General features: G+C 60.9%; 13 protein-coding genes. 9 read left to right on the forward strand and 4 right to left on the reverse strand.

Features of this window, described 5'->3' with window-relative positions; all coding sequences use genetic code 11:
- Window positions 1-175 precede the first annotated feature (175 nt).
- The 6 genes from trxB to ELH03_RS14965 all read left to right on the forward strand — a co-directional run bounded on the left by trxB (window position 176) and on the right by ELH03_RS14965 (window position 6,105).
- Entirely contained in the window at window positions 176-1,150 is a 975-nt protein-coding gene (gene trxB, locus ELH03_RS14940; RefSeq protein ID WP_128402784.1) for a thioredoxin-disulfide reductase, read from the forward strand.
- A 22-nt stretch (window positions 1,151-1,172) separates the two neighbouring features.
- Window positions 1,173-2,069 carry a LysR family transcriptional regulator VtlR gene (locus ELH03_RS14945; protein ID WP_018446649.1) on the forward strand — a complete coding sequence of 299 codons (897 nt, stop codon included), beginning with the start codon at window positions 1,173-1,175 and terminating at the stop codon, window positions 2,067-2,069.
- A 552-nt stretch (window positions 2,070-2,621) separates the two neighbouring features.
- The gene (locus ELH03_RS14950; RefSeq protein WP_130806791.1) at window positions 2,622-2,915 is read left to right on the forward strand and encodes an ArsR/SmtB family transcription factor; all 294 of its coding nucleotides are present in this window, start codon (window positions 2,622-2,624) and stop codon (window positions 2,913-2,915) included.
- 1 nt (window position 2,916) lies between these two features.
- Window positions 2,917-4,083 (forward strand): MFS transporter, encoded by a 1,167-nt coding sequence (locus ELH03_RS14955; protein ID WP_128402786.1) that lies wholly within the window; start codon window positions 2,917-2,919, stop codon window positions 4,081-4,083.
- Between the two features lie 25 nt (window positions 4,084-4,108).
- Window positions 4,109-5,233, forward strand: coding sequence for an alkene reductase (locus tag ELH03_RS14960; protein WP_130766468.1), 1,125 nt, complete (start codon window positions 4,109-4,111; stop codon window positions 5,231-5,233).
- Between the two features lie 71 nt (window positions 5,234-5,304).
- On the forward strand, window positions 5,305-6,105 hold the full coding sequence (locus ELH03_RS14965; RefSeq protein WP_128402788.1) for an aminoglycoside phosphotransferase family protein: 801 nt from the start codon (window positions 5,305-5,307) through the stop codon (window positions 6,103-6,105).
- On the opposite strand, the gene ELH03_RS14970 is transcribed toward ELH03_RS14965, so the two are convergent.
- A complete protein-coding gene (locus ELH03_RS14970; protein WP_128402789.1) occupies window positions 6,102-7,124 on the reverse strand; it encodes an NAD(P)H-binding protein in 1,023 nt (340 codons plus the stop codon). The two genes, ELH03_RS14965 and ELH03_RS14970, sit on opposite strands and share 4 nt — an antisense overlap.
- A gap of 95 nt (window positions 7,125-7,219) precedes the next feature.
- On the opposite strand from ELH03_RS14970, the gene ELH03_RS14975 reads away from it, so the two are divergent.
- Both ELH03_RS14975 and ELH03_RS14980 read left to right on the forward strand, forming a co-directional pair.
- Window positions 7,220-8,119, forward strand: coding sequence for a LysR family transcriptional regulator (locus ELH03_RS14975; RefSeq protein WP_128402790.1), 900 nt, complete (start codon window positions 7,220-7,222; stop codon window positions 8,117-8,119).
- 95 nt (window positions 8,120-8,214) lie between these two features.
- Window positions 8,215-8,730, forward strand: coding sequence for a GrpB family protein (locus ELH03_RS14980; RefSeq protein ID WP_128402791.1), 516 nt, complete (start codon window positions 8,215-8,217; stop codon window positions 8,728-8,730).
- A gap of 2 nt (window positions 8,731-8,732) precedes the next feature.
- On the opposite strand, the gene ELH03_RS14985 is transcribed toward ELH03_RS14980, so the two are convergent.
- Complete coding sequence (locus tag ELH03_RS14985; protein ID WP_027683609.1) at window positions 8,733-9,014, reverse strand: DUF2188 domain-containing protein; 282 nt, start codon at window positions 9,012-9,014, stop codon at window positions 8,733-8,735.
- 231 nt (window positions 9,015-9,245) lie between these two features.
- Here ELH03_RS14985 and ELH03_RS14990 point away from each other — a divergent pair, with 231 nt between their 5' ends.
- A complete protein-coding gene (locus ELH03_RS14990; protein ID WP_128402792.1) occupies window positions 9,246-10,343 on the forward strand; it encodes a calcium:cation antiporter in 1,098 nt (365 codons plus the stop codon).
- Between the two features lie 105 nt (window positions 10,344-10,448).
- Here the strand turns inward: ELH03_RS14990 and ELH03_RS14995 are convergent, their stop codons facing one another.
- Complete coding sequence (locus ELH03_RS14995; RefSeq protein WP_128402793.1) at window positions 10,449-11,318, reverse strand: 3-deoxy-manno-octulosonate cytidylyltransferase; 870 nt, start codon at window positions 11,316-11,318, stop codon at window positions 10,449-10,451.
- 42 nt (window positions 11,319-11,360) lie between these two features.
- The gene (locus tag ELH03_RS15000; RefSeq protein WP_128402794.1) at window positions 11,361-12,266 is read right to left on the reverse strand and encodes a glycosyltransferase family 8 protein; all 906 of its coding nucleotides are present in this window, start codon (window positions 12,264-12,266) and stop codon (window positions 11,361-11,363) included.
- Window positions 12,267-12,377: the final 111 nt, after the last annotated feature.

The raw sequence follows: 12,377 nt of genomic DNA on the forward strand, positions 1-12,377 counted from the left end.
GCAAGAAAGTTTCGCGCCGATGACGGATTCTTGCATATCCGGGCAATTTGCCTTGTTGGTAACGCAAGGCTGCCCTTGAATAAAAGCATTGGACGTTCATAAATGGCCCATGGACCGCGAAACGGCCGCAATCGCGACTTAGCCGCCGCCCTCCTGCCAGTCGAAAGGAAATGACATGCCTGCCCGCCATACCAAGGTGCTCATCATCGGTTCCGGACCCGCAGGCTATACTGCCGCGGTCTATGCCGCGCGCGCCATGCTGAAACCGGTTTTGATCGCCGGTCTCGAACAGGGCGGCCAGCTGATGATCACCACCGATGTCGAAAACTATCCGGGCTTTGCCGATCCGATCCAGGGTCCCTGGCTGATGGAACAGATGCTGCAGCAGGCAAAACATGTCGGCGCCGAGATCGTCAACGACCTCGTGACCGAAGTCGATATGAATCAGCGTCCGTTCGTCGCCCGCACCGACAGCGGCCAGGTCTGGACCGCCGATACGCTGATCATTGCCACCGGCGCCAAGGCCAAGTGGCTCGGCATCGAGAGCGAGCAGCATTTCCAGGGCTTCGGCGTTTCGGCCTGCGCCACTTGCGACGGTTTCTTCTATCGCAACAAGGATGTGATCGTGGTTGGCGGCGGCAACAGCGCCGTCGAGGAGGCGCTCTATCTCTCCAACATTGCCAAGTCGGTCACGGTCGTGCACCGGCGCGACTTCTTCCGAGCCGAGAAGATCCTGCAGGAACGCCTGTTCTCCAAGGACAATGTCAAGGTGCTGTGGAATACCGAAGTGGCCGAAATAACAGGCACACCGGCCAAGCCGCCGATGCCGCAATCCGTATCCGGCGCGCGCCTGCGTGACGTCAGAACCGGCACGATCACCGACATGGTGATCGATGGCGTCTTCGTCGCGATCGGCCATGCGCCGGCAACCGAGCTCTTCAAGGACAAGCTGAAGCTGAAGGACAATGGCTATCTCTGGACCGCGCCGGATTCGACCGCGACCAGCCTGGACGGGGTCTATGCCGCGGGCGACGTGACCGATGATACATTCCGCCAGGCGATTACTGCCGCCGGCTTGGGTTGCATGGCTGCACTTGAAGTCGAGCGATATCTGACGGGCCACATGCCCGTCGCCGTGGCCGCGGAGTAAGATCGGCATGAGGGGTGGGGGAATGCCATTGGATTGGGACAAGCTGCGTATTTTTCACGCAGCTGCCGAGGCGGGTTCGTTCACGCATGCGGCGGATAAACTGCATCTGTCCCAGTCCGCCATCAGCCGCCAGGTCAGCGCGCTGGAGCAGGATGTCGGCACCAAGCTGTTTCATCGCCATGCGCGTGGACTGATTCTGACGGAACAGGGCGAGCTGCTTTACCGCACCGCCCATGACGTGCTGCTGAAGCTCGAAACCGTGAAGATGCAGCTCACCGAAACGACCGAGACGCCATCCGGCAAGCTGCGCGTCACGACGACGGTCGGCCTCGGCCAGGGCTGGCTGACGGACAAGATCCAGGAATTCCTGCAGCTCTATCCCGATGTGCAGATCCAGCTGATCCTCGACAATGAGGAAGTGGATGTGAACATGCGTCATGCCGACTGCGCGATCCGCCTGCGCCAACCGCAGCAATCCGACCTCATCCAGCGCAAGCTCTTCACCGTGCACATGCACGTCTATGCGGCCCCCTCCTACATCAACCGCCACGGCGAGCCGCAAAAGGTCGAGGATCTCGACAATCACCGAATCATCACCTTCGGTGAGCCGGCGCCGAGTTACCTGCTCGACGTCAACTGGCTGGAAGTCGCCGGCCGCTCCTCCGACAACAAGCGTATTCCGCATCTGCAGATCAACAGCCAGACCTCGATCAAGCGCGCCGCCCTGCTTGGAATCGGCGTCGCCTGCCTGCCGGATTACATCGTCGGCCGCGACCCGGGCCTGATCCAGCTGGCGATCAATGCCGACGTCCCCTCCTTCGACACTTATTTCTGCTATCCCGACGAGATCAAGAACGCCGCCAAGCTGAAGGCTTTCCGCGATTTTATCGTCAGCAAGGCTAGAAACTGGAACTTTTAAGCCCGGTTTTATTGATGAATTGCCGACTATGCAGAACGTGCATGACTGGCATGCACAAATGAGGGTTGCCGTTTGCCCAATAAACCACCATATCGCACATAGCTGATGCACATGGTGGCTTTTCCTCCCAGTTCCACCGCATTAGCTGTTCCCCTCTGGAGGTTTTTGACCTTCACACTTATAAGGGCCCTGGTTTTCCAGTGGCCCTCTTTTTTTGCCCTTGCTTCCTCGATAAATGCCGCACCGCAAAAAAATTGTGCGGCGCATAGCAGACATGCACAAAAAAGCATTGAAACCTGCTCAAGGAAGCACCATATCTCTCTCAGCTGATGCATCTTGTGGTTTCTCTCCCAGTACCACCGCATTAGCTGTTCCCCTCTGGAGGTTTTTGACCTTCACAATTATAAGGGCCCTGGTTTTCCGGTGGCCCTCTTTTTTGCCCAAAATTTGAGCACCCACTAAACACCACGGCCTCACGCCTCCGTGATTTGCATATCGAAGTCCGACGATCGATATATCGGTTAAACACGATTTATGGTTCGGCGAATGACGATGGACAAAGACGAAATTATCAAGGCCCTCGCCCATCCTACCCGGATGGACATTCTGAGCTGGCTGAAAAACCCCGAGGAACATTTCCCCTCGCAGGAGCATCCTTTCGAAATGGGCGTCTGCGCCAGCCAGTGCGAGCGCTGCGGCCTGTCGCAGTCGACGGTCTCGGCCCATCTCGGCACGCTGCATCGCGCCGACCTCGTCACCACCAAACGCGTCGGCCAGTGGATCTTTTATAAGCGCAACGAAGAAACGATCTCCGCCTTCCTCAAGCAACTGACGCAGGATCTTTAGAATGCCCCTCGCCCTCCTCGTTCTCGCCTTGAGCTCGTTTGCGATAGGCACCACCGAATTCGTCATCATGGGTCTGTTGCCGGAGGTGGCTGCCGATCTCTCGGTCAGCATCCCGCAGGCCGGATGGCTGGTCACCGGTTATGCCTTGGCGGTCGCGATTGGCGCCCCCGTGATGGCCGTTTTGACCGCGAAGCTGAAGCGCCGCACTGCCCTGATTGCGCTGATGGCATTCTTCATCGCCGGCAACCTGCTTTGCGCTCTGGCGAGCGACTACTGGGTGCTGATGATCGCGCGAGTCGTTACGGCACTCTGCCATGGCGCCTTCTTCGGCATCGGCTCGGTGGTTGCCGCCGGCCTCGTCGCCGAGGATCGCAAGGCCCGCGCCGTCGCGCTGATGTTCACCGGCCTGACGCTCGCCAATGTTCTCGGCGTGCCGCTTGGTACTGCGATCGGCCAGGCCTATGGCTGGCGCGCCACCTTCGGCGTCGTCACCGTCATCGGTATCGTCACCATATCAGGCCTGATCGCCATCCTGCCCAGGGATAAGCAGCAAGAAAACGGCAGCATCCTGCGTGAGATCGCAGCCCTTAGGAATGGCGGCCTGTGGCTGGCACTCTCCACCACCGTCTTCTTCGCCGCCTCTATGTTCGCTCTCTTCACCTATATCGCGCCGTTGCTGCGCGACGTCACCGGCGTTTCGCCGGAAGGCGTCACCTGGACGCTGTTTCTGATCGGCCTCGGACTGACCATCGGCAACCTCGTCGGCGGCAAGCTTGCCGACTGGCGGCTCGGCGCGACGCTTGCCGGCGTCTTCGCCGCGATCGCCATCACCTCGATCGCCTTCAGCTATACGAGCCGCTTCTTCATCCCGGCTGAAATCACCCTCTTCCTCTGGGCGATGGCAAGCTTTGCCGCCGTGCCGGCACTTCAGGTCGGCGTCGTCGGCTTCGGCAAAGATGCTCCGAATCTCGTCTCGACGATCAACATCGGCGCCTTCAACACCGGCAATGCGCTCGGCGCTTGGGTGGGCGGCTTGGTCATCGACGCCGGCTTCGATCTCACCCGCGTTCCGCTCGCCGCAGCGTTGATGGCCCTGATCGGCCTCGGCGCCACGGCACTCACCTATCTCTCCGCCAGGGGCCGGGCCGCCCTCGCCCCTGCCGAGTGATCCCCCCGCAAAAGAAAGGACCATCATGGCCAAGCTTTTCGAACCCACGAAAGTCGGCGACATATCAGTCAAGAACCGCGTCGTCATGGCGCCGCTCACCCGCAACCGCTCGCCGGGCGCGATCCCCAACGACCTCAACGTCGAATACTACCGCCAGCGCGCCACCGCCGGCCTGATTATCACGGAAGCAACCGCGATCACCCATCAGGGCCAGGGTTATGCCAACGTGCCTGGTCTCTACACCAAAGAGGCTCTCGACGGCTGGAAGCGCGTCACCGACGCAGTCCATGCATCAGGCGGCAAGATCGTCGTCCAGATGTGGCATGTCGGCCGCATCTCGCACACGACATTGCAGCCGAACGACGGCAGGCCGGTTTCATCGACCAACCGCGTCGCCAAGGCCAAAACCTATCTGGTCAATGCCCACGGCACCGGCAGCTTTGCCGACACCTCCGAACCACGCGCGCTCGAAACCGCAGAAATCCCCGGCATCATCGAGGATTACCGCAAGGCTGCCCGGGCGGCGATCGACGCCGGCTTCGACGGTGTCGAGATCCACGGCGCCAACGGCTATCTCCTCGACCAGTTCATCCGCGACGGCGTCAATGACCGTACTGATGCATATGGCGGCTCGATCGAAAACCGCACCCGTCTAACTTTCGAAGTCGTCGATGCCGTGGTGAAGGAAATCGGCGCCGGCCGCACGGCGATCCGCATCTCGCCGGTGACGCCGTCCGGCGAAAGCTACGATTCCAATCCGCAAGCGACCTTCGCAAATGTCGTCGAAGGGCTGGCCAAATACGACCTCGCCTATATCCATGTCGTCGAAGGCCAGACCGGCGGCGACCGCGACTACAAGCAAGGCGACAATCCCGCCTTCGATTACAAGGCACTGCGCCTGACTTATGAAAAGGCCGGCGGCAAAGCCGACTGGATGGTCAACAATGGCTACGATCGCGATCTGGCGATCGACGCCGTCGAAAGCGGCCGCGCCGATCTCATCGCCTTCGGCAAGCCTTTCATCGCCAATCCCGATCTCGTCGAGCGCCTGGTACACAATCTGCCGCTCAACACGCCCGACCAGTCGACCTTTTACGGCGGCACCAGCAAGGGCTATATCGACTATCCCGTCCTCGAAAAGGTCGCCTGACCTTCACGCGAACGCGAATCCCGCCGAAAGGCGGGATTTCCATCTTCGACGCGTTTTTGTAGGGTGCCGCCATGTTTGCTCCCTATCTTGATCGCTGGTCGCTGATATCAGACGGTGAACCGATCATCACACATTCCAGCCGCCTGCTGCCGGTCCTCTGGCAGGACAGGCCAGCCATGCTGAAAGTGACGGCCAATATCGACGAACGATATGGCGCGCTATTGATGCAATGGTGGGACGGGGACGGCGCAGCCTATGTCTACGCCCATGAGGGCGACGCCGTGCTGCTGGAACGGGCGACGGGAAAACGCTCGCTGCTTGCCATGGCGATGAACGGCGAGGACGACAAGGCAAGCCGCATCCTCTGCGGGACGGCGGCACGGCTGCATGCACCGCGCGAAAAACCGCTTCCCGATCCCATACCCCTCACCCGCTGGTTCCGCGATCTGGAACCAGCAGCAAGCAAGCATGGCGGCACGCTTGCCGATTGCTCGGCGATCGCCAACGTCCTCCTTGCCGATCAGCGTGATGTCACCATCCTCCACGGCGACATCCACCACGACAATATCCTCGATTTCGAAGCACGCGGCTGGTTGGCAATCGATCCGAAGCGGCTCCATGGCGAACGCGGCTTCGATTTCGCCAATATCTTCGCCAACGAGGAACTGCCTGTCATCACCGATCCCGTCCGTTTCCGCCGCCAGCTCGCCATCGTCTCAGCGGAGGCTGGGCTCGAGCCGAAACGGCTGCTGCAATGGATCGCCGCCTATTCCGGCCTTTCCGCCGCCTGGTTCCTCGGCGATCCGAATATTCAGCAGGCAGAAACAGCCCTGACGGTCGCCCGGATCGCGCTGGCCGAACTCGAGAGCTAACCCGCGTTCTGCGACGGGTGCCCGATAAGGGCGGCCGCGGCTTGACGGTGCGGTTCGGGCAGGCAGCCAAGTGCCACGAGCGAAGCCCTGACCGCCTCGTCGATCGGCGTCTGCGGTTCCTTGCCGAGTTCGGCCGTAAGCCTGGTATTCCGCATCCGCACCGGCACCTTCCAGAGATAGCGCATTTCCTTGATCTCCCGCATCACAGGAACGAAGAGCGCCGCCAGCGGCACGATCCACCAGGGGAAGTTGCCGATCTTCGCCTTACCGCCGACGACGCGCTTGATCGCTTCGGCCATCTGCATGCCGTCCGCATCCCAGAAGCCCTCCATGTGATAGACGGCGAAAAGCGGCAGCCGATCGGCCCGCTCGACGAGTTGGGCGATGGTTTCTGCCATGTCGGGCAGGTAAGCCCATTGATGGCCGATACCACGCCGTGCCGGGTTCCTGATCGTGCCGACCGGCTTGCCTGGGGTCACGAGACCGGACGAAAACCAGCTGTTGGCCGTCGTGCCCGGGCCGAAGAAATCCCCCGCCCTGACCATGATGACGCCGACGCCGGACTGCGACGCCGCCTTCAGCCGCTTCTCCATTTCGACCCGGATCGCCCCCTTCTTCGTCACCGGATGCTGCGGGCTTTCTTCCGTCGGCGCCGGCAGGGCATCAGGACCAAAATTATAGACGTTGCCAGGCAGCACGATGCGCGCGCCGACGGCGCGAGCAGCGGCGATGGTATTGTCTAGCATCGGCAGCACCAGCGTTTCCCAGTCACGGTAGCCGGGCGGATTGACAGCATGGACGATCAGGCCGACGCCTTCAGCCGCCATCAGGACGTCACCGGCATTCATCGCATCGCCCTGCACCCATTCGAAAGCCGGCTCGCTGCTCGACGCCTTGGCGGCGTCACGGTTCAGCGCCCGGATGCGCCAGCCGCGCGCAAGCAGCTTACGGGCAACCGCGCCGCCGATACCGCCTGTCGCGCCGAGAATGAGGGCCGTCGTCTTCATTTCACTGCTCATGACAATCATCTCCTTCGATCGGATCGAGAGGATCATGCCATCAGAATGATATAAACGAAATTGACCAAATAAATGCATATGCTATACAAAAATATATGAACGCGGAACCGAGCTGGGATTTCTACCGCAGTTTCCTGACCGTGCTTCAGCAGGGGTCGCTTTCGGCCGCCGCCCGCGAACTGGGGCTGACTCAACCGACCATAGGCCGTCATGTCGACGCCCTGGAACTGGCGATCGGCGCCGAACTCTTCACCCGCTCACCGAACGGCCTGCTGCCGACCGACGCCGCACTGGCGCTGAAGCCCTATGCCGAAACGCTGGCGGCAACCACCGCCGCCCTTTTGCGCACCGCATCCGGCCAGCGCGATCGCGTGGCGGGAACCGTCAGGGTCAGCGCCAGCGAGGTCATCGCCGTCGAAGTACTGCCTGGAATTCTCGGACCGCTGCAGGAGACTTATCCGGAACTTCAAATCGAGCTCTCGGCTTCCGATACGATCGAGGACCTGGTGAACCGCGAGGCCGATATTGCCGTGCGTATGGCCGAACCGCAGCAGGACGCACTCGTCGTGCGCCGCATCGGCGATATCCCGCTCGGCTTTCACGCCCATCGCCGCTATCTCGAACGATACGGCATTCCGCAGACCCTGGCTGACCTCGCAAACCACCGGCTCATCGGCTTCGACCGGCAGACGGCCTATGTCCGCATGGTGATGAAACGTTATGCGGTGCCTGGCATCGAGTTCTCCTTCCGCTCCGACAGCAACCTCGCCCAACTTTCGGCGATCCGTGCAGGCGTTGGCATCGGCGTCTGCCAGACAGGGCTCGCGCGTGAAAATCCCGACCTTGTTCACATCCTGCCTGATACCTTCAGCATACCGCTCGGCACGTGGGTGGCGATGCATGAGAGCCTGAAGTCTTCGCCGCGCTGCCGTGCTACCTTTGATGTATTGGTCAAGGGGCTTCAGGACTATCACCGATATTCGACCAGCGCATAACCGCGAAAATCAGAATCGATTTTCGGAAAGAATCATGCGCAAATTTGGAAGCGACAGAGCCTCCTTAACGCGTCGAGCACCCCAGCGGGATGGAAATGGTAACGAACAGCCCGGTTGAACTCGTGCCTCACGATCCGCAATGGCCGCAAGCCTTCCAGCGTATCCGCGACAGGCTGCTGGCCTTGCTGCCGCAGGCGCTCTCCATCGATCACATCGGCAGCACGTCCATACCGGGCATGACAGCCAAGCCGCTTATCGATATCGACATCGTTCTTCCCGGCCTCGGGCACATCGAGGGCGCCACACGCGTGCTCCTGGCAGAAGGCTACGAGCCACGCGGCAACCGCTATGACGACGAGGTCTGGGCTTTTCTATCGAAAGGTTCAGTGCCGGCGGAACGGGTCTACCTTTGCCCGGCCGGCAACGGCACGCATCGAAACAGGCTGGCTTTCCGGGATTATCTCATCGCGCATCCGCAAGCGGCGGCCGCTTATACCGCGCTCAAACGCAGGCTGGCAGCCGAATTCAGGATGGACGGCGACCGCTACACTGCGCACAAGCGCGAATTCGTCGATGCAATCGTCGTGCGGGCATTGACGGGCGATGCTTAGCTTCAAATGCCTTGCGAGGCCTCGGCCGGACGGTCCTTCCACAGGCCGTCCACCACTTCGGTTTCCGGCCGGTCGCCGCCCTCGGCATATTCCTCATGCCATTTGCCGTTCTCGTCCTGCCAACTGATCTCGGCGGAATCGCCGCCGACCTGCTGTTCGGCCGCGACGATGCGCGCAGCTTCGAGCGCCTCGGCATGGGTCGGGAATGCCTCGGAATAGACGCCTCCCAGCCTGTAGGCCCAGCCGCCGTCATGCGGCACGACTTCGTAGACCACCTTGATCATGCATCCGTCTCCTCATCTTCTTGTTGCGCATTCGCACGCTTCCGGACAGGATCCGGATCATCGCGGCCGCTTGACGAGAATTCGAGGACGCCGCGATCTGCTTTTCGGCCCCGATAACGTTCAGTATTCCATTAAACGCCGAAGACTGCAAATGGCACTCGACCGAGGCTTGCTTGATACGCGAAATCAGCGACTTAGATTAAACGCATGAATCGGAATAGGAGCTGGGGCTTGGGGATCGCGTCACGCTTTAAAGAGGAAAAGTTTCTGGTCGCCGCACTTGCCGTTGCAGTGATCGCTTATCTCTTGGAACACGCAGTGATCGGGATGGGGCGCGGCGTCGCGCTGATCGCAGCCGTCGCCCTGGTCGGCACCATCGTGCTCGCCTCGATCCGCGTTGCTCATCATGCCGAACTGCTCGCCGTCAAGGTCGGCGATCCCTATGGCACGATGATCCTGACGCTCTCGGCCGTCGCCGTGGAAGTCATCATCCTCGCCATCATGATGGGCGGCGAGAGTTCGCCGACGCTAGTGCGCGACACGATTTATTCGGCCCTGATGCTCGATATCAACGGCATTCTCGGCCTGGCCGCCCTGCTCGGCGGCCTCAAGCACGGCGAACAGCCCTATAACGACAATTCCGGCAAGACCTACGGCGTGATGATCCTCACCGCCATGGGCATCTCGATGATCGTGCCGGAATTCGTGCCCAGCGACAAATGGCACTATTATTCCGCCTTCACCATCGTCGCGATGATCGCGCTCTACGGCCTCTTCCTGCGCATGCAGGTTGGCCAGCACAGCTATTTCTTCAGCTACAGCTACCCGCGGTCCGAACGGAAGAAGGAAAGTCCGGACGAGCATGGCCCCGACGAGTCGGCGGCGATCTCGATCGCCACCATTCTGGTCGGCGTCGTCATCATCGGCCTGCTGGCGGAGTTCATGGCGGCCTTCATGACCGAAGGCCTGCGCGACAGTGGCGCGCCGATCGCCGTGACCGCCGTGGTCGTCGCGGCAATTTCGGCCGCGCCCGAGATCCTCACCGCATTAAGGGCGGCACTTAGGAACCGCATGCAGGCGACGGTCAACATCGCTATGGGCGCCTCGCTGTCGACGGTCATCCTGACCGTGCCCGTCATGGAGGCGATCGCGCTCTATACCGGCCAGCCCTTCATCATGGCGATGACCCCGGTGCAGACGGTGATGGTGACAATCACGCTGATTGCCGCCGCGATCAACCTCAACGATGGCGAGACCAATGCCATCGAGGGCATGACGCACTTCATCCTCTTCGCCACCTTCGTCATGCTGACGGCGCTGGGACTTTGAGGGTTTCCCTTCTCCTGACGGAGTATGGAGAGCAGCCATCCGCGCGCCGTCAGCTGAAAGAGCAGCTTTCTTGACAGCCTCGCCTTTGGGGAGGGCTTTCGACAGTCATTCCTTCGACTTTTCGAGGAAACGCTGCTTGCGGGTTTTCGGCTTGAAGCGCCGGAAGAAACCCTCGATGGCGCGGATCGATTTGGTGACGGACATCAGCCTGTCGATCTGGCCGTTCGCATTGTGGAGCCGTTCCGACAGAACTTCAGCCGCGGTCATCGCGATCTCGATCGGCGGCACCTGTGGGAAGCGTTTGGCGAGTGCCGCATAGGGGCTGACGTCCACGCCGCCCATCATTGAGATCGTGCCCATCCTGGCAAAGAGACGCAGGAAGATCTGCTCGAACGTCCAGTCGTGCACGTCGAAGACCTTCCACTTCTCGCTTCTCTTGGCCGAGAAGCCGGCAAGCAGGATCTTGCCCGGCAGTTGCAACTCGGCGAGCCAAAGCGCCATCGCAAAGCCGCTCGTCGCGATCTTGTCGGTCGGATAGAGATCGCCGAGCATTTGCGTCAGATCGAGATGGCGGGTTCTGGCGCCATTGAAGCCGCTCTCGTCACTGAAGTTCTCCTCCGGCGAGACGCGAATGTTGACGACGCCCAGAAAATCGTCGCCGGCAAAGAAACGCAGGACATCCACCACCTCGCGCCGGTGGACGATATTGGCGCCCATCACACCGCTGCGGGCAATCAGCACCGCATGGCCGGCGAAGGGTTCGTCGAGCACCTTATAAACATTGTTGAAGAAGACGTAGAGCGCCGTCTCCGGCAATTCGCTTCGCAGCCGTCCGAAATCGACTGCTTCGCTGTTTGCCACCAGCACGATGTGGGAATAGGGTGACAGCAGCGCCTTCCACGCCTCCGGCGTCAGGACGTTGAAGCCGCCATCTGCAGCGGCGCTACTCTGCGTATCACTGGGGATTGCTTCCATACCGGCTCACATGCACTTTCCAAGGACGATGCGCTCGCCTTACTAGCTGTTGCTGAAATAAGCGCGCGTTCGTGCCAGCCGCGTCAGCCCGCCGATGCGCTTTCCCAAATGCGAGAGGAGACCCGCAACCCGGCCCGCCATCGACGGCTGCCTGCAGAAAGAGGCCCACGGTGTGTTGCTGAGATCCTCGATATAGTGCCTGGCCATCCGCCGGTGCACCCAGGGCACGGTGGCCTGCCACGGCTTTTTCCGGCCAGTGAAATGAAGGATCCCCGGCCGGCCGACGAACGGCAGCAGGCCCGTCTGCGTGTTCCAGCGCGGATCGAGCACCAGCCAGTCGCCGTCGAAGGTGACATTCAGCGCATCCTGGTCGTTATTCTCGAAAAGATGCGACCGCTCCTCGAAGATCTCCCGTGTCCTGGCAAAAAGCTCCCTCTCCCGGCAGGCCGACCAGTCGAACAGCAGCACGCCGGCATTGAAGTAGCGGCCGTCCTCGCGCATGCCGATCTTCCGCTGCCGCGCACCGGCCTTCTCAGGAAAGGCCATGACATAATCGTCGACCGCAGCAAGCGCTTTGCCTTGAAGATTTCTCGTGAAGAGTTCGTCGACCGGCGAAACCGCCAGCACATCTGCGTCGAGATAGAGCAGGCGCTCGATATGATCGGGTATATGCAGATCCATGTAGAGTCGCGCCAATGTCGCGCCCGACCAGCGGCCGCGCGCCTGCAGCGCCGTATCCGGCGTATTGTAGGGCAGCACCCTGATCGCCATGTCATGCAGCCGCGCGAAATTTCCCACCTCGGCGATCTCGTTCGGCTTGAGGTCGATGCCGAGAAGCAGGAACTCCACGGCAAGACCTGAGAGATTGCGCTTGACGGAAAGCAGGGTGCAGCAGGCGGCAGGCAGCATGTTGACATCCGAACAGACGATCACGGCACTCTGCTGCAAAATCCCGGCCTCCCGAAGCGGCAACTTAAACTTGATGCCGGATATCTAGTTGGTTTGATGCCAACCCGCAACCGCAGATCAGCCGCCGAACCGTCACGCTGCGTCACGTTT

This window comes from Rhizobium beringeri, from assembly GCF_004306515.1.
GTDB lineage: Bacteria > Pseudomonadota > Alphaproteobacteria > Rhizobiales > Rhizobiaceae > Rhizobium > Rhizobium beringeri.